This window comes from Paracidovorax citrulli (assembly GCF_900100305.1).
In the GTDB taxonomy this organism is placed as follows: domain Bacteria; phylum Pseudomonadota; class Gammaproteobacteria; order Burkholderiales; family Burkholderiaceae_C; genus Paracidovorax; species Paracidovorax citrulli.
On the sequence record NZ_FNEY01000023.1, the window covers coordinates 46,043 to 62,586 of the forward strand.

Consider the following 16,544-nt stretch of genomic DNA (forward strand, 5'->3'; position numbering starts at 1 on the left):
GGTGGCTGCAGAGCAAGCGCACAATCCGGCGATGCACAGTCCCTCCCACCCCGATGGCGAACTGCCTCCGCTGCAGCCCACCCCTCCCGGCCTCTACCGGCATTACAAAGGCATGCTCTACGAGGTCGTCGGTACCGCGCGGCACAGCGAGACGCTGGAGCCGATGACGGTGTACCGGGCGCTCTACGGCGACCGTGGGCTGTGGGTACGGCCCGCGGCCATGTTCGCGGAGACGGTCCTCATCGACGGGCTGGCCCGGCCGCGGTTCGAGCCCGTCGCCTCCGGCAGTACGCCAGGCTGACGACGCGAAGGCGACCGCAGGCGCGTCAGAAGCCGGCCTGCGTCCGCCCGCGGCGCACGCCCGTCGCGGGCAGCGGCAGGCGTCCTACAGGCCGGCAGTCCATCCCTGCCTAACGTTGGGTCCATGACGGACCATCCGCTGCAAGGCATGTTCGGGGAAAAGTCCCTGACCAAGATCGCTGGAATCTACGATGACAAACCACCGGCCGAGGCGCTCGCCGGCCGCCTGCTGCGGCTGCATGGCCTGCGGCCGGGGCAGGTACGGCTGCTGGGCCCGCAGGACGCACGCGCTTCGCGGGCGGACCTGTTCGGCCGCGCCCTGGAACCGGACCAGCGAGGCGTTTTCCGCACGCTGCCGCGATCGCATCTCGTGACCGGGCTGGCGGGCGCCCTGGCGGGCGTGCTGTTCTACGCCTGGCTGCTGCGCGGCAGCCAGCCCGTGGTGGCGGGCAGTCCGCTGCAGGCCTTCCTCGCCATCGTCGGCATCGCCACGGCCTTCGGTGTGCTGCTCGGCGGGCTGGTCTCGCTGCGGCCGGACCACGTGCGGCTGATCACCCAGGTCCGTTCCGCGCTGCGCGACGGGCATTGGGCCGTGGTGGTCCATCCCACGGACCCGCACCAGGCGCAGCTGGCCAGGGACCTGCTGGACGGCAGCCACCCCGGAAAGATCGTAACGGCGCTCTGATCCGCCGGCTCACCGCGCTGGCCGCATGGCCGTATCGGCCAAAGCGTCAGGACAGCAGCAACTGCAGCACGGCCGGTGCGTAGATCGCATGCTCCTGCGCCAGCACCCGCTCGGACAGGCGCTCGGCCGTGTCCCCCGGCAGCACCGGCACGACGCCCTGGGCCAGGATGGGCCCCGCGTCCAGTTCGGGGGTGACGAGGTGCACGGAGGCCCCGGCCACCTTGCAGCCCGCGTCGATGGCGCGCTGGTGGGTATGCAGGCCGGGAAAGGCCGGCAGCAGCGAAGGGTGGATGTTGACCAGCCGCCCTGCGTAATGCGCCACGAAGCCGGGCGTGAGGATGCGCATGAAGCCGGCCAGCACGACGAGCGCGGGATCGTGTGTGTCGATCCGCTGCGCGAGTGCTGCATCGAAGGCCTCGCGCGAAGCGTGGGCCCGGTGGTCCACGGCGTCCGTGGCGATGCCCTGCTCACGCGCCCAGGCGAGGCCGGGTGCATCGGCCTTGTTGCTCAGCACGGCCGCCACCCGCACGCCGTGGCGGCCTGCCCAGTCCTGCATGCGGGCCGTCCGCACGATGGCCGCCATGTTGGAGCCCCCGCCCGAGATCAAAATCACGATGTTCTTCATGGGGCGCGGATTATCGCCGCGTCCGTTCCTCCTCCTTGCCTGCGGCGGTGCCACCCGCCTTGTTTCCATGCCCTTCGATCCCCGCCTCCAGCCCCTGACCGCCGCCGAAGCCCGCGTGCTCGGCACCCTGATGGAAAAGGCCCGCACGGTGCCCGACAGCTATCCGCTCACCCTGAATGCCGTGGTGACCGGCTGCAACCAGAAATCGAGCCGGGATCCGGTGACCACGCTTTCCGACGCCGAAGTGCAGGAAGCGCTGGACAGCCTGCGCCGCCGCGCGATGGTGGTGGAGATCGGCGGCCAGCGCGCCACCCGCTGGGAGCACAACTTCACGCGCGCGGCGGGCGTTCCCGACCAGTCCGCGGCCCTGCTCGGGCTGCTGATGCTGCGCGGCCCGCAGACGGCGGGCGAGTTGCGCATCAATGCCGAGCGCTGGCACCGTTTCGCCGACATCTCATCGGTCGAGGCGTTCCTGGACGAGCTGCAGTCGCGCAGCGAGGAAAAAGGCGGCCCGCTGGTGGCCCTGCTGCCGCGCGCGCCGGGCGCCCGCGAATCGCGCTGGACGCACCTGCTCTGCGGCCCTTTGAGCGCCGCCGACATGGCCGCGCAGGCGGCGCAGGCCGCGGCCCCGACATCTTCCGCCCGGGCGGCCGATCCGGCGCTGGCCGAGCGTGTCGCGGCCCTGGAGGCCGAGGTAGCGGCTCTGCGGGGATCGCTGGCGGCGCTCTGCGGCCAGCTCGGGGTGTCGCTCCCCGGACAGCCATAAAAAGCACGACCGTGCTACAAATTGCGGTATCGCGCCGGCCACGCCGGCGCTCACACGGAGACACCGCATGGACCTTGCTTTCACCCCCGAAGAACAGGCCTTCCGCGAAGAGATTCGCGCGTGGGTCCGCGAGCATCTGCGGGCCGAGACCGCGCACAAGGTGCACAACGCGCTGCGCCTGACGCGCGACGACCTGCAGGGCTGGGCGAAGATCCTCGGCAAGAAGGGCTGGCTGGGCTTCGGCTGGCCCAAGCAGTTCGGCGGCCCCGGCTGGACGGCCGTGCAGAAGCATTTGTTCGAGGAAGAGTGCGCGCTGGCCGGTGCGCCCCGCATCGTGCCGTTCGGCCCGGTGATGGTGGCCCCCGTGATCATGGCCTTCGGTTCGCCCGAGCAGCAGCAGCGCTTCCTGCCCGGCATCGCGAGCGGCGAGGTCTGGTGGAGCCAGGGCTACAGCGAGCCGGGCTCGGGCTCGGACCTGGCCAGCCTCAAGACCCGCGCCGAGCGCCGCGGCGACAAGTACATCGTCAACGGCCAGAAAACGTGGACCACGCTGGGCCAGTACGGCGACTGGATGTTCAACCTCGTGCGCACCAGCACGGAAGGCAAGCCGCAGACCGGCATCAGCTTCCTGCTGCTGGACATGAAGTCGCCCGGCGTCACCGTGCGGCCGATCAAGCTGCTGGACGGCGAATGCGAGGTGAACGAGGTGTTCTTCGACAACGTCGAAGTGCCCGCCGAGAACCTGATCGGCGAGGAGAACAAGGGCTGGACCTACGCCAAGCACCTGCTCTCCCACGAGCGCACGAACATCGCGGACGTGAATCGCAGCAAGCGCGAGCTCGAGCGCCTCAAACGCATCGCGAAGACCGAGGGCGTGTGGGACGACCCGCGCTTGCGCGACCAGATCGCGCTGCTGGAGGTGGACATCGTGGCGCTGGAGATGCTGGTGCTGCGCGTGCTCTCGGCCGAGAAGTCGGGCAAGAACTCGCTGGACATCGCCGGCCTGCTCAAGATCCGCGGCAGCGAGATCCAGCAGCGCTATGCCGAACTGATGATGCTGGCCGCCGGCCCGTACTCCCTGCCCTTCATCGAAGAAGCCATGGAGGCCGGCTGGCAGGGCGACGCGGCGATGGGCGCGCTGGGCGGCTACCCGGGCGGCACGGTGGCGAACGCGCCGCTGGCGTCCACCTACTTCAACCTGCGCAAGACCACGATCTACGGGGGGAGCAACGAAGTCCAGCGAAATATCGTCGCTCAGACGGTGCTGGGCTGATTTGCTTCCGAGGGAGCGACGATGTTTCGCTGGCGCGGTAACGCACCGCTCCCCCAGGCCCCCTCCGCGAGGGGGCTCCAGCATGAGCTTCGCTGATCTTTGAAGGGGGGCGTGCAAGCGCCCCGCCCTGAACGGCTTTTGGAGACGAACATGGATTTTGATTTTTCTGAAGACCAGCAATCGTTGCGCGATGCGGTGCGGCGCTGGGTGGACAAGGGCTACACGTTCGAGCGGCGCCGCGGCATCGTGGCGGCGGGCGGGTTCGACCGTGCGGCGTACGGCGAGCTGGCGGAGCTGGGCCTGACGGCACTGACGGTGCCGGAGGCGCACGACGGGCTGGGCCAGGGCGCGGTGGATGCCATGGTGGCGATGGAGGAGCTGGGCCGCGGCATCGTGCTGGAGCCGCTGGCGCAGACCTTCGTGGCCAGCGGCATGCTGGCGCAGTGCGCACCCGAGGCGGTGCAGGCCGCGTGGCTGCCGCGCATCGCGAGTGGCGAGGCACTGGTGGTGCTGGCGCACCAGGAGCGCAAGGCACGCTACCGGCTGGACGTTTGCGAGGCCCAGGCCACCGGTTCGGGCGACAGCGCCACGGTGACGGGCACCAAGAGCCTCGTGCCCGCGGGCGACCAGGCCGATGCGTTCCTGGTGCCGGCACAGCACCAGGGCCGCGTGGCCCTTTTCCTGGTCGAGCGCGGCGCGCAGGGCGTGGCCACGCGCGGGTACGTGACGCAGGACGGCAGCCGCGCGGCGGAGGTCCAGTTCGACAACGCGCCGGCCACGCTGGTCGCCGAGGACGGGCTCGCGGCGCTGGAACTCGCGGTGGACATCGGCATCGCCGCGGCGTGCGCCGAGGCCGTGGGCGTGATGGACCAGACCGTGGCGCTCACCGTGGACTACATGAACCAGCGCAAGCAGTTCGGCGTGCCGATCGCCACCTTCCAGGCGCTGCGCCACCGCGTGGCCGACATGAAGATGCAGCTGGAGCTGGCGCGCTCGATGAGCTATTACGCCAGCCTGAAGCTCGGCGCCCCCGCCGAGGAGCGCCGCCGCGCCCTGTCGCGCGCGAAGGTGCAGCTCGGGCAGTCGATGCGCTTCGTGGGCCAGCAGTCCGTGCAGTTGCATGGCGGCATCGGCGTGACCGATGAATACATCGGCAGCCACTACTTCAAGAAGCTCACGCAACTGGAAATGACCTGGGGCGATACGCTGCACCACCTGGGCGAGGTGTCGGCGCGCATGCAGGACACGGCGGGCGTGTTCGCCTGACCCGGGCGACAACGCGACCGTCTGGGCGCGGTAACACGAACCCCGCGACGGAGGGGTAGGCAGGGCGGGAACTCTGTGTTCAAGTGCGAGGTTCATCCGACATGTCACTTGACCCGAGGGAGTTCCATGCATCACACGCCATTGCCATCCCGCCGCCCATCCGCATCTGCCCTGCTGCTGGGCGGTATCGTCGCCGCCTGTGCCGCGCCCGCCTGGGCCCAGACGGCCGAGCCCGAGCCCGGCATGTGGAGCTTCGACGGTGAGCTGGATGGCCGCCCGGGCCGCAGCCTGCACATCGACACCCAGGCCGGCCGCACCATGGCCGTTTCCTACCTGGGGTACCGCGCCGACGGCTCGTCGTTCTTCCTGCAGGCCGCGGGCATCCGGCCCAACACCTCTTCCACCTTCGACGGCACGCTGAGCGAATTCCGCAACGGCCCGGTGATCGGCGGCGGCGCCGGCCAGGGCGAGACCGCAGCCACCGCGGGCCCCGTGAAAATCGTCTTCGACACGCCCACCACGGGCACCGTCACGCTGCCGGGCGACGTGCCGCGGCGTATTTCGCGCTACCAGTACGAAGATCCTGCCGTACGGCTCACGCGCGACTCCATCGCCGCCGATACCTTCGCTGGCGCGACGCAGAGCTCGAGAACTCCCCACAAAATCGACATGAAGCTGGAGAATGGCCAGCTCTCCATGAAGATCGAAACCAGCGCGGAACGGCGAAACTGCATCTATACCGGCAACATCCAGCCCGCAGGTTCGGGCGTGTCTTCCGACGGGACGTACCTGTGCACCAAGGACGATGGAACGCAGGAGACAGGCGCTTACCGCGCAGAGCATTTCATGATGCAGGCCGATGGCATATTCCGGGGGACCCTGTGGCGTGACGGCGCGTCCACCGACCTGCTCGGCTACTGCATGGGGGGTGCCGTCTTCATGGACTGGCCGGGGCTTTGCCCCACGGCACGAGGGTTCCAGACGCAGCCGGAACCCGGCATCTGGGGTTTCGAGGGCGAGGTGAGCGGCCGGCCCGGGCGCAGCCTGCAGATCGACACGCAGCAGGGACGCGCCATGGTGGTGACCTATGTAGGTTACCGGCCCGACGGCTCCTCGCTCTTCCTGCAGGCCGGGGGCGTACGGGCCGAAGGCGACACGGCCTTTACCGGCAACCTGCAGGAATACCGCAACGGGCCCGTGCTGGGCGGCGGTACCCGCAGTGGCGAGCAGGCCGCCGACCTGGGCCCAATGCGCATCACCTTCGACTCGGCCACCACCGGCACCGTCACCCTGCCCGGCGACACGCCCCGGCGCATCGTGCGGTTCCAGTACGAGGATCTCACGGCGCGGTTCAACCAGACCTATCGCATCCGGTACGCCGGAGGCTCCACATTGGGGGGCGCACCGTCCCTGCAGCTCAAGTTCCAGGCACGCGACGGGCAGTTCCAGATGGTCGAAAACGGCGGGGATGGCACCGGGGGCTGCACCTACACGGGCAGCTACCGGTTCGCCGGCCGGAGCCTCGTCAGCCCCTCCGGAACTTACGTGTGCGACGGGTCCGGGGCAACGGGCACCTACAGCAACTACCAGTTCGAAGTGGATGCCGGTGGGCACATCGTTTTCTACAAGTCACCGCGCCGGGTCTATGGCGGCGGCTTCTGTGTCCGGCGGACGGAAGAAGGCAGCTTCCGCCCCTGCAGCACCGAAGAGCTGAACACGCCGGCCTCCTGACGGGAAGTGCAGCCATGGCGCGAGGCCGGGGCTGCACATGCCACGTGGCGCGGACCGCCGCCGTGCCGGGCGCGGCCGCATCCCAAAGCGGCACCCTCGGCATTGCATGCATGGCGCTGCATTGACACGCTGCCTCCCCGGGCCGAGAGTGCGGAGCCCTGCACACTGAAGAGCACCGCACATGAGGCCCACCTGGACCCGCCCCCTGGGCATCGCCTGCCTGGCCTTCCTGGCCGCCCCTGCCTGGAGCGGCACGGCCGCGCCGGACGCCGGGCAACAGCCGCGCTTCGCCATGTCCGCCCACGCCCACGCCTACGCCCACGCGGCAGCGCCCGCACGCGAAATGGTGGGCTACTTCACGTCCTGGGGCATCTATGCCCGCGGCTACACCGCGAGAAGCCTGGCCTCCCAGGGCGCCCTGCCCCGCATCACCACGCTGAACTATGCGTTCGGCAGCGTGGCGCCCGCCAGCGCGGACGGCAGCGGCCCGGTGGGCTGTCGGCTCGGCGACGCGTGGGCCGACGTGGAGCGTCCCTGGACGGCCGAGGAAAGCGTGGACGGCACGGCGGTGGACGACACCCAGCCGCTGCGCGGCAACTTCCAGCAGCTGCGCGCGCTCAAGCGCCTGCGGCCCGGGCTGAAGGTGCTGGTCTCGCTGGGGGGATGGAACGGATCGAAGTGGTTCTCCGACGCGGCGCTCACGCCCGCGTCGCGCAGCGCGTTCGTGAAGTCGTGCGTCGATCTCTTCATCCGCGGCCGCACCGGAGGGGAAACCGAAGGCGACGGCCCGGCCGCGGGCGTGTTCGACGGCATCGACATCGACTGGGAGCACGTCGCCGCCGAGGCTGCACCGGGCAATATCGTGCGGCCAGAGGATACGGCGAACTTCACGCTGCTGCTGCAGGAATTCCGCCGGCAGCTCGATGCGATCGACCCGGCGCTGCGCCTGACCATCGCGGCCCCCGCGGGCCCGCAGAACAGCGCGAAGATCGAGCTCGCGGCCGTGGCGAAGACGGTGGATTTCATCAACCTGATGGCCTACGACCTCCATGTTTCCCCGGAGCGCCGCACCAACCACCAGGCCGCGCTCGCACCCAGCCCGCGCGACCCCGACCGGGCAAAGGATCTCTCGGTGGTGGAAGCCGTCGGCCGGTACCTGCAGGCCGGCGTGCCGCGCAGCAAGCTCGTGGTCGGCGCACCGCTGTACTCGCAGGGATGGAGCGGCGTGAATCCGGCTGGCAACGGCCTCTACCAGCCGGCCACGGGGCCCGCGCAGGGCACCTACGAGGCCGGCGTGGATGATTTCAAGACCGTGCGCGCCAAGCCCGGTTTCACGCGCCACCGGGACGCGTGGTCGCGCGCGGCCTGGCTTTTCGACGGCAGCACGTTCTGGACCTTCGACGACGAACAGGTCGTGCGCGAGAAGGCGCGCACCGTGCGGGCCGCGGGCCTGCGCGGCATGATGTTCTGGGAGCTTTCCGGCGATGGTGGCGAGCTGGTGCGCGCGGCGGGAGAGGAGCTGTCCACGGGCCGCTGAAACCCGCGGGACGCGCCGTGGAAGGCGAATCCGGGATAATCCCGTGATTCCCTGCAGCCGGGCCGAGCGCCCGGCTCTCTATTTTCAGCACGAGACATGAGCGCCACTGCCACCCCCACCGACCCGAACCGCCAACACCTCGAAACGGCGCGCGAGCAGATCGCGCGCGGCGACCTGCAGCAGGCCGCGCTCACGCTGAACAAGGCCCAGCGCACCCAGCCCAACGACCCGCGCGTGTTCATGCTGGCGGGCCTCATGGCCGAGAAGGCGGGCAATATCCCGAAGGCCTTCGACGGGCTGCGCCGCGCCGTGACGCTGGCGCCCGACTGGGGCCCGGGCCAGCTGGAGCTGGCGCTGCTGCACGCGCGCCAGAACCAGTTGCGCGAAGCCGTGGAGCTGGCCGAGAAGCTGGCCGCGCGCGAGCCGCGCAACCTGGTGGTGCTCGCCGGCGTGGTGGACATCGCCCACCGCGCGGGGCACCTGGAGATGGCCGTGCGGCACCTGCGCCGCGGCCTGGAGATGGTGCCCGGCGACGTGCAGTTGCGCCGCCTGCTCGCCCGCGACCTGAGCGACCTGGGCCAACACGCCGAGTCGCTGCAGGTCTGGGGCGCGCTGATCGACGAGAACCCGCAGGACACCGAGGCCCGCCTGGGCCGGGTGAAGGCCTGCATCGCGGCCGGCACGCCGGCGCAGGCGGTGGCCGACACGACGGCGCTGATGGAACTCGCGCCCGGTGATTCCGTGGTGGCCTACTACACGGCCATCGCGCACGGCGTGACGCCGCAGCACCAGCCGCCGGAACTGCACCGCGCGCTGTTCGACAACCTCGCAAGCCTCTACGACCAGCACATGGTCGCCGGACTGAAGTACAAGCTGCCGAAGATCGCGGCCGAAAAGATCCTCGCACGCTACCCCGACAAGCACATGAACGTGCTGGACCTGGGCTGCGGCACGGGACTGCTGGGCGTGTGCCTGGGCCGCATCGACGGCTTCCTCATCGGCGTGGACATCTCCATGAAGATGATCGAGCAGGCGGCACGCCACAACGTGTACGACCGCTTCCACAATGCCAACCTGCTGGACGCGCTGCGCGACACGCCCTCCTCCACCTACGACGTGGTGGCGGCGCTGGATGTCTTCATCTACGCGGGCGACCTGTCGGACACCGTGCCCGACGCCTTCCGCCTGATCGTGCCGAACGGCGACTTCCTCTTCTCGTGCGAAGCCGCTCCCGAAGAGGGCCCGGACCTGGTGCTGCAGGCCAGTGGCCGCTACGCCCACAAGCGCAGCCACGCCCTGGCCGTGTGCCGGGCGGCGGGCTTCACGTCGGTGGAGATCGAGGATCTCCTGCTGCGCTACGACGGCAATGAGCCCGTGCAGGGCTTCCTGGTAACCGCAAGGAAATAACGGCCCCCCCTGAGGCGCCTGCGGCGCCTTCCCCCCGGGGGGACGACGCTGGCAGCCCGGCGGAGCCGGTTCTGCGGCGTCTGCTGACATGGCCTGCTCCGCGGCCTTCGGATGGGTGGCGCACTGCCTGTCCAACGCTGGCGCCCCGAGCCTGCCTCGGGCGCGCTTTTTTCTCGGCGGGGTCTGGCACCAAGGCGTTTCAGCTTCCGCAGGCTCGGAGGCGCCGGGCGGCGAGCTCTGGCGGCTCAGATGCGGAATGCGTCCACGGCGCGGACGAGGTGGGCGGCCTGCTGCTGCATGGACTGGGCGGCGGCGGCGCTCTGCTCCACCAGCGCGGCGTTCTGCTGGGTGCCCTGGTCCATGACGGTAATGGCTTCGCTGACCTGGGCCACGCCGTCGCTCTGGGCCCCGCTGGCGGCGCTGATCTCGCTGACCAGGCCGGTGACGCGCTGGATGGCGGACACCACTTCGGCCATGGTGGTGCCTGCCCGGTCCACCAGCTGCGAGCCCTGGCCCACGCGCTCGACGCTGGCGCCGATCAGGTCCTTGATCTCCCGCGCGGCCTGGGCGCTGCGCTGGGCCAGCAGCCGCACCTCTCCGGCCACGACGGCGAAGCCGCGGCCCTGTTCGCCGGCGCGGGCCGCTTCCACTGCCGCATTCAGCGCCAGGATGTTGGTCTGGAAGGCGATGGAGTCGATCACGCCGATGATGTCCGCGATCTTGCGGCTGGAATCGTTGATGCCGCGCATGGTCTGCACGACCTCGGCCACGACCTCCCCGCCCCGCACGGCCACGGTGCTCGCGTTCACGGCAAGTTCATTGGCCTGGCGGGCGCTGTCGGCGTTCTGGCGCGAGGTGGAGCCCAGGTGCTCCATCGATGCGGCCGTCTGCTCCAGGGCGGCGGCCTGCTGCTCGGTGCGGGCCGAGAGGTCGTTCGTGCCGGAGGATATCTCCACGGAGGCCTGGGAAACCGCGTCCGCGGACTGGCGGACCTGCCCGATCACCTGGGCCAGTTGCAGGCGCATGGCCGAGAGATGGTGGACCAGGCTGGAGGTGTCGCCCGCGCCTGCCGCGAAGCTCTCGCGCAGGTCGCCGTCCGCGATCTGGCGGGCGATCGCCGTTGCCTGGGCCGGGTCGCCGCCCAGCTGGCGCAGGACGGAGCGGATGATCCGCCAGCCCAGCAGCCCCCCGAGCACCGCGCCCGCCGCGATGAGCGCGGACACGATGCGGAAGGTGCGGTCCACGGAGGCGGCCACGCGCTCGGTCTCGTCCCGTGCCTGCTGCTCCTGCAGCTTGCCGGCTTCCAGCAGCAGGTTGCGGACCTCGACGTGCAGCCGGTCGGTGGAGGCGTTGAGCTCGCCCATGGCCGCTTCCGCATCGCCGGCCTGCGCAGCCGCCTGCAGCCTGGCCACCGACGCCTTGTAGCGGGCCCAGGTGTCCGCCAGCTTCTGGCCCGTGGCGCGCAGTTCCGCGCTGCCATCGTCCTGGCGCAGCAGGCCGATGGCGTCGAGCACGGACTGCTCCGACTGCTGGTTGAGCGACAGCGTTTCCTCGCGGGATTTCGCGTCGGTCTTGAGGATGAACGGGTACATGCGCCGGAAGTGCACCGCCGCCTGCCGGCCCCCGTCCACCACCTTGCGCAACGGGACGACGGTGTCGGTGTACATCTCGCGCTGGGCGGCGCTCACCGCGCGCAGCTGGGCCAGGCCCGTGGCCCCGACGAGCAGGACGACGGCCAGGAAGAAAGCCACCAGCGCGACCAGCTTCTGCGCCAATGTGATGTTTTTGAATAGCGGCATGGAACGGAACCCCTCGAACTGCAACTCATCCGTGCAGGCCGTCCCATGGTGCCAGAAACGTAAGGAATTAATACACGTTCATCAAAGATGACGGCATTTCTACAACGTGCCGGGGTACCGCCCTCTCAGAAGCCCAGTGCGTGCGGCAGCCAGGTGGAGATGGCGGGCACGAAGGTGAGCAGGCCCAGCACGATCAGGTGCGCCACGAGGAACGGCGGCAGTTCGCGCGTGAGCGCCGCCAGCGGCACCTTGGTGGCGACCGAGGTGACGAACAGCAGTCCGCCCACCGGCGGCGTGATCATGCCCAGGGTGAGGTTGACGATCACCACCATGGCGAAGTGGATCGGGTCGATGCCCAGCGCCGCCGAGATGGGCGCGAGGATGGGCACGAGGATCATCACGCCCGGCAGCGGCTCCATGAAGATGCCGAAGAGCAGCAGCAGGATGTTGACCGCGATGAGGAAGGTGACGGGCGAGAGGTTCCAGCCCACGATCGTCTCGGCCAGGCGCTGGGGCACCCCTTCCACCGTCAGCACCCAGGCGAAGGCGGCCGAGGCCGCCACCACCAGCAGCACCGAGGCGGTGAGCAGCGCGGAGCGTGCGGCGATGTGCGGCAGGGCCTTCCACTCCAGCGTGCGGTAGATCCACTTGCCGCAGACCAGGGCGTAGAACACGGCCACCACGGAGGCCTCGGTGGGCGTGAAGATGCCGAAGCGGATGCCCACCAGGATCAGCACCACCAGCATCAGGGCCGGAATGGCGCGGATGCTGTTGGCGAGCATTTCCCGGCCGCCCGGGCGCGGCTCGCGGGAGCGGTAGTCGCGCTGCACGCACACGCGCCAGTTGACGATGGCCATGGCCACGGCGATGAGGATGCCCGGCGCGAAGCCGGCGATGAAGAGCGCGCCGACCGAGACCTGCTCGTCCTGCAGCGCGTAGATGATCATGATGATCGAGGGCGGGATGATGGGCCCCACGATGGCCGTGCTGGCGGTGAGCGCGGCGGCGTAGGCGCGCGAGTAGCCCGCCTTGTCCATCATCTTGACCATCATCGAGCCGGGCCCCGCCGCGTCGGCCAGGGCCGAGCCCGAGATGCCCGAGAACAGCGTGAGCGACAGGATGTTGGCGTGCCCCAGGCCCCCGCGCAGGTGGCCCACGAACTGCGCGGCGAAGCGCAGCAGCACCACGGTGAGCGCGCCGCCGGACATGATCTCGGCCGCGAGGATGAAGAAGGGCACGGCCATCAGCGGGAAGCTGTCGATGCCCGTGAACATCTCCTTGAACACGATCAGTTGCGGATAGCGCCCGCCCACGAAGACCGCGATGGCGGCCGACATGGCGAGCGCGAACGCGACGGGAAAGCCCAGCGCCATCAGCAGGAGGGCGGAAACGAAGAGGGTGATGGCCATGGCGTCAGTTCCTTCTGCTGCGGGCCATCACAGGGAGGCCGCCGATTCGGCGTCCATCTCGTCGGATTCGACGTAGCGGCCGTCCCGGATGTAGCCGCGCGCCATGAAGAGCAGGTGCACGAAGAGCAGCACGAAGCCCGCCGGCATGGCCGCGTAGATCCAGGCGAAGGGGATGTCGGTGGCGGGCGTGGTCTGGAAGCGCGTGGCCCAGACGTACTGCACCGAGAACCAGGCCATCACCAGGAAGAACGCGCCCAGCGCCACCACGATGCAGCCGCGCAGCGCCCGCGCGCCGCGCTCGCCCAGCACGTGGTGCAGGTTGTCGATGGCCACGTGGCCGCCGAAGCGCAGCACCAGACCGGCGCCCAGGAAGGTGCACCAGATCATCAGGTGGCGCGCCACTTCTTCGGCCCAGACGATGGAGTCGCCCGTGGTGTAGCGCAGCACCACGTTGGCGAAGACGATGCAGGCCATGGCCAGCAGCAGGAGGATGAGCAGCCAGCGGTTGCCGGCGACCAGGGCGCGCTCGAAGCGAGGGAGCATGGCGGGATGGATGGGGGCTGGAAAAGACAAAGCCCGGACGCGCCGGGCACAGGCCGATGGAGCCGCAAGGCAGGCGGCCCATGCCGCCCGCCCCGGCTCACTTCACGCTGGCGATCTGGTCCAGGGTCTTCTGGCCGAACTTGGTGGCGTACTGCTTGTAGGCGGGCTCCAGGGCCTTCTGGAAGGCGCTCTTGTCCACCGACTCCACCACCTGCATGCCGGCGGCCTTGACTTCGGCCAGGCCCTTCTGCTCCACGTCATCGACGAACTTGCGCGAAGCCAGCGCGCCCGCCTTGGCGCCTTGCGTGAAGGCGGCCTTCTGCGCATCGTTCAGGCCCGCCCAGAAGTTGGGCGAAACGATGAGGGCCATCGGGGCATAGACGTGGCCCGTGAGCGAGAGGTATTTCTGCACCTGCGGCAGCTTGGCCGAGACGATGACCGACATGGGGTTCTCCTGCCCGTCGATGGTGCCCTGCTGCAGCGCGCCGATCACCTCGGGCCAGGACATGGGCGTGGGCGAGGCGCCCAGCGTGCGGAAGGCGGTGATGTGGACCGGGTTCTCGGTCACGCGGATCTTCAGGCCTTTCAGGTCGGCGGGCGTCTTGACCGGATGCTTGTTGTTGGTGAGGTGGCGGAAGCCCTGCTCGCCCCAGGCCAGCGCGATGAGGCCACGCTTCTGGAACTTGCCCAGCAGTTCCTGGCCGAAGGCGCCGTCGAGCACGGCGCGGGCGTGGGCCGTGTCGCGGAACAGGAAGGGGATGTCCACCACGCCCACGTCGGGCACGAAGTTGCTCAGGGCCCCGGTGGAGACGATGACGGCCTCCACGGTGCCCAGTTGCAGGCCCTCGATCAGCTCGCGCTCGCCGCCCAGGGCGCTGGAGGGGAACTGCTTGAACTTGATGGCGCCGTTGGTGGCCTTCTCGACCGTTTCGGACCACGCCTGGGCGGCCGCACCGTAGTGCGAGTTGACGGCCAGCGCGTAGCCGAGCTTGACTTCCTTGGCCTGCTGGGCGTGGACCGTGCCCGTGGCCAGGCAGGCGATGGCGGCCAGCGCCGCGGCCAGGCCCTGGCGGCGCAGGGTGCGGTGGGCGGGCAGCGGGAGGGAAGGCGAGGAAACGGCGGGAGCGGTAACGGCAGCGTGGCGCATGGGTACGGGGTCCGGTGAACGTGGAAAGCCTGGCAGGGCCGGCAGCGGAAAAGCATGCCGCCCGGGGACGGCGGGCGATTATGGTGACCGTTGCGCCATCCTGGCGAGCGGGAATGCCCTGACTGCGCCGGTTCCGCGCACCGCATACCGCATGCCGGAACACGGCGGTCGGGAACGAAGGGCCCGTCAGCTCAGCAGCCGCGAGGACCTGGGCACATGCGCCATGAGGAACTCCATCTGGTCGGCGAGGATGCGCCGGTTGCGCAGGATGAAGTCTTCCCACAGGCTCGGCACGTACGGGGCGTACAGCAGCGGCATGTGGGCCTGCTCGGGCGTGCGCGGTCCCTTGCGGTGGTTGCAGGCGCGGCAGGCGGTGACCACGTTCATCCAGTGGTCGGCGCCGTTGCGAGCGAAGGGCACGATGTGCTCGCGCGTGAGGTCTTCCTCGTGGAAGTGGCCGCCGCAGTAGGCGCAGATGTTGCGGTCGCGCGCGAAGAGCTTGCTGTTGGTGAGGGAGGGCTTGAGGCCGAAGGGGTTGATGCCGGGCACGCCCTTGGTGCCGATGATGCTGTTGACCTCGATCACAGACTGCTCGCCCGTGAGCGCGTTGTGCCCGCCGCGGAACACCGCGATGGGCCCGCCGGACTCCCAGCGCACCTCGCCAGCGGCATAGTGCGTGACCGCCTGTTCGAGCGAAATCCACGATTGCGGCAGCCCCTGGGCCGACAGCTTCAAGACCTTCACAACACCCTCCTTGCAACACGACAAGATTCGGAACGCTGATGTCTCGCGGGCCACCCGCGGGGGCCCGTGCCGCACAATATACTCCCAAATCACGACGGATTGGCGGCCAGCGCTTGGCGCACCTGCATGGCACGGTATCAAAAAACTAGCATTCCGATGAAGATCTTCCGAGGCCTCCACCACCCCGGCATCGCCCCAGCCTGCGCGGTCACCATCGGCAATTTCGATGGTGTCCACCGCGGGCACCAGGCCATGCTGGCGCTGCTCGCCAGCGAAGCGGCGCACCGCGGCGTGGAGAGCTGCGTGCTGACCTTCGAGCCGCATCCCCGCGACTATTTCGCCGGAGCCCTGCGGCGGCCCGAACTGGCGCCCGCGCGCATCGGCACGCTGCGCGACAAGCTGGAGGAACTGGCGCGCTGCGGCGTGCAGCAGGCGGTGGTGCTGCCCTTCAACGAACGGCTGGCGCGCCAGCCCCCCCAGGCCTTCATCGACGACGTGCTGGTGCGCGGCCTGGGCGCACGCTACGTGCTGGTGGGCGATGACTTCCGGTTCGGCGCGCAGCGCGCGGGCGACTACGCGATGCTGGACGCCGCCGGGCGCGAGCGCGGCTTCGACGTGGCGCGCATGAACAGTTATGAAGTGCATGGGCTGCGCGTGTCGAGCTCGGCCGTGCGCGATGCGCTGGCCCGCGGCAACATGGGAGCCGCGGCGGCGCTGCTGGGCCGTCCCTACGCGATCAGCGGCCATGTGGTGCACGGGCGCAAGCTCGGCCGTGCGCTGGGCGCGAGCGCCGAGGGCGCCGGGGATGGCTTCCGCACCCTGAACCTGCGCTTCGCGCACTGGAAGCCGGCGGCCGGCGGCATCTTCGCCGTCCTGGTGCACGGCCTCTGCGACGCGCCCCTGCCCGGTGTCGCCAACCTGGGCGTGCGCCCCTCGCTGGATCCGAACGACGTCAACGGCGGCCGCGTGCTGCTGGAGACGCATTGCCTGCAGTGGCCCGCCCACCTGGGGCCCGAGGGGGCCTACGGTAAAATCGTGCGCGTGGAACTCCTGCACAAACTGCACGACGAGCTGAAGTACGACAGCTTCGACGCCCTCACCGCCGGCATCGCCCGGGATTGCGAGGACGCGCGGGCGTATTTCGCCTCCACCCCGGCCGCCAGCTACACGGAAACCCGCCGCCAGACCACGCGCGACCGAATTTGACGCCCGCGCGGCCCGCCCCGGCGGCCGCGCCCGCTCCTCCCCGGGCCGCGCCGGTGCGCGGCTGCCCTCCCTCCCCCTTTTTCACGCTTCCGCCCTGGCGGCCCCG

Annotated in this window: 15 protein-coding genes; 9 read left to right on the forward strand and 6 right to left on the reverse strand. The window is 69.8% G+C overall.

Features of this window, described 5'->3' with window-relative positions:
• Positions 1-31: 31 nt before the first annotated feature.
• Together BLR99_RS15445 and BLR99_RS15450 are read left to right on the forward strand one after the other, a co-directional pair.
• Complete coding sequence (locus BLR99_RS15445; protein ID WP_041827530.1) at positions 32-301, forward strand: DUF1653 domain-containing protein; 270 nt, start codon at positions 32-34, stop codon at positions 299-301.
• A 123-nt stretch (positions 302-424) separates the two neighbouring features.
• Positions 425-985 carry a hypothetical protein gene (locus tag BLR99_RS15450; RefSeq protein WP_046059743.1) on the forward strand — a complete coding sequence of 187 codons (561 nt, stop codon included), beginning with the start codon at positions 425-427 and terminating at the stop codon, positions 983-985.
• A gap of 46 nt (positions 986-1,031) precedes the next feature.
• Here BLR99_RS15450 and purN read toward each other — a convergent pair whose 3' ends face one another.
• Positions 1,032-1,610: a phosphoribosylglycinamide formyltransferase gene (gene purN, locus BLR99_RS15455; protein WP_011796492.1), complete on the reverse strand. Its 579-nt coding sequence runs from the start codon at positions 1,608-1,610 to the stop codon at positions 1,032-1,034.
• A 67-nt stretch (positions 1,611-1,677) separates the two neighbouring features.
• Here purN and BLR99_RS15460 point away from each other — a divergent pair, with 67 nt between their 5' ends.
• From BLR99_RS15460 to BLR99_RS15485, 6 genes are all read left to right on the forward strand, one after another.
• Entirely contained in the window at positions 1,678-2,376 is a 699-nt protein-coding gene (locus BLR99_RS15460; RefSeq protein ID WP_011796493.1) for a YceH family protein, read from the forward strand.
• A gap of 67 nt (positions 2,377-2,443) precedes the next feature.
• The gene (locus BLR99_RS15465) at positions 2,444-3,649 is read left to right on the forward strand and encodes an acyl-CoA dehydrogenase family protein (protein ID WP_074687348.1); all 1,206 of its coding nucleotides are present in this window, start codon (positions 2,444-2,446) and stop codon (positions 3,647-3,649) included.
• 150 nt (positions 3,650-3,799) lie between these two features.
• Complete coding sequence (locus BLR99_RS15470; RefSeq protein WP_011796495.1) at positions 3,800-4,915, forward strand: acyl-CoA dehydrogenase family protein; 1,116 nt, start codon at positions 3,800-3,802, stop codon at positions 4,913-4,915.
• A 126-nt stretch (positions 4,916-5,041) separates the two neighbouring features.
• Positions 5,042-6,646 (forward strand): hypothetical protein, encoded by a 1,605-nt coding sequence (locus BLR99_RS15475; protein WP_011796496.1) that lies wholly within the window; start codon positions 5,042-5,044, stop codon positions 6,644-6,646.
• A 181-nt stretch (positions 6,647-6,827) separates the two neighbouring features.
• On the forward strand, positions 6,828-8,183 hold the full coding sequence (locus tag BLR99_RS15480; RefSeq protein WP_017438366.1) for a glycoside hydrolase family 18 protein: 1,356 nt from the start codon (positions 6,828-6,830) through the stop codon (positions 8,181-8,183).
• A gap of 96 nt (positions 8,184-8,279) precedes the next feature.
• Positions 8,280-9,590 (forward strand): tetratricopeptide repeat protein, encoded by a 1,311-nt coding sequence (locus BLR99_RS15485; RefSeq protein WP_011796498.1) that lies wholly within the window; start codon positions 8,280-8,282, stop codon positions 9,588-9,590.
• Between the two features lie 245 nt (positions 9,591-9,835).
• Here the strand turns inward: BLR99_RS15485 and BLR99_RS23735 are convergent, their stop codons facing one another.
• From BLR99_RS23735 to BLR99_RS15510, 5 genes are all read right to left on the reverse strand, one after another.
• Complete coding sequence (locus tag BLR99_RS23735; protein WP_011796499.1) at positions 9,836-11,389, reverse strand: methyl-accepting chemotaxis protein; 1,554 nt, start codon at positions 11,387-11,389, stop codon at positions 9,836-9,838.
• Between the two features lie 125 nt (positions 11,390-11,514).
• Positions 11,515-12,798: a TRAP transporter large permease gene (locus BLR99_RS15495; RefSeq protein WP_011796500.1), complete on the reverse strand. Its 1,284-nt coding sequence runs from the start codon at positions 12,796-12,798 to the stop codon at positions 11,515-11,517.
• A 27-nt stretch (positions 12,799-12,825) separates the two neighbouring features.
• Positions 12,826-13,341 (reverse strand): TRAP transporter small permease, encoded by a 516-nt coding sequence (locus BLR99_RS15500; RefSeq protein WP_011796501.1) that lies wholly within the window; start codon positions 13,339-13,341, stop codon positions 12,826-12,828.
• Positions 13,342-13,438: 97 nt separating this feature from the next.
• Positions 13,439-14,419 (reverse strand): TRAP transporter substrate-binding protein, encoded by a 981-nt coding sequence (locus BLR99_RS15505; RefSeq protein ID WP_041828089.1) that lies wholly within the window; start codon positions 14,417-14,419, stop codon positions 13,439-13,441.
• Positions 14,420-14,674: 255 nt separating this feature from the next.
• Entirely contained in the window at positions 14,675-15,232 is a 558-nt protein-coding gene (locus BLR99_RS15510; RefSeq protein ID WP_011796503.1) for an HNH endonuclease, read from the reverse strand.
• A gap of 156 nt (positions 15,233-15,388) precedes the next feature.
• Here BLR99_RS15510 and BLR99_RS15515 point away from each other — a divergent pair, with 156 nt between their 5' ends.
• On the forward strand, positions 15,389-16,438 hold the full coding sequence (locus BLR99_RS15515; protein ID WP_011796504.1) for a bifunctional riboflavin kinase/FAD synthetase: 1,050 nt from the start codon (positions 15,389-15,391) through the stop codon (positions 16,436-16,438).
• The last annotated feature ends 106 nt before the right edge of the window (positions 16,439-16,544 follow it).

Excerpts from the sequence above, each read along its gene's own strand:
- BLR99_RS15480 (WP_017438366.1), top strand. The coding sequence starts at position 6,828 with ATGAGGCCCACCTGGACCCGCCCCCTGGGCATCGCCTGCCTGGCCTTC.
- BLR99_RS15460 (WP_011796493.1), top strand. The coding sequence starts at position 1,678 with ATGCCCTTCGATCCCCGCCTCCAGCCCCTGACCGCCGCCGAAGCCCGC.
- BLR99_RS15470 (WP_011796495.1), top strand. The coding sequence starts at position 3,800 with ATGGATTTTGATTTTTCTGAAGACCAGCAATCGTTGCGCGATGCGGTG.
- BLR99_RS15465 (WP_074687348.1), top strand. The coding sequence starts at position 2,444 with ATGGACCTTGCTTTCACCCCCGAAGAACAGGCCTTCCGCGAAGAGATT.
- BLR99_RS15515 (WP_011796504.1), top strand. The coding sequence starts at position 15,389 with ATGAAGATCTTCCGAGGCCTCCACCACCCCGGCATCGCCCCAGCCTGC.
- BLR99_RS15500 (WP_011796501.1), bottom strand. The coding sequence starts at position 13,341 with ATGCTCCCTCGCTTCGAGCGCGCCCTGGTCGCCGGCAACCGCTGGCTG.
- BLR99_RS15485 (WP_011796498.1), top strand. The coding sequence starts at position 8,280 with ATGAGCGCCACTGCCACCCCCACCGACCCGAACCGCCAACACCTCGAA.
- BLR99_RS15445 (WP_041827530.1), top strand. The coding sequence starts at position 32 with ATGCACAGTCCCTCCCACCCCGATGGCGAACTGCCTCCGCTGCAGCCC.
- BLR99_RS15495 (WP_011796500.1), bottom strand. The coding sequence starts at position 12,798 with ATGGCCATCACCCTCTTCGTTTCCGCCCTCCTGCTGATGGCGCTGGGC.
- BLR99_RS15450 (WP_046059743.1), top strand. The coding sequence starts at position 425 with ATGACGGACCATCCGCTGCAAGGCATGTTCGGGGAAAAGTCCCTGACC.
- BLR99_RS23735 (WP_011796499.1), bottom strand. The coding sequence starts at position 11,389 with ATGCCGCTATTCAAAAACATCACATTGGCGCAGAAGCTGGTCGCGCTG.
- purN (WP_011796492.1), bottom strand. The coding sequence starts at position 1,610 with ATGAAGAACATCGTGATTTTGATCTCGGGCGGGGGCTCCAACATGGCG.
- BLR99_RS15475 (WP_011796496.1), top strand. The coding sequence starts at position 5,042 with ATGCATCACACGCCATTGCCATCCCGCCGCCCATCCGCATCTGCCCTG.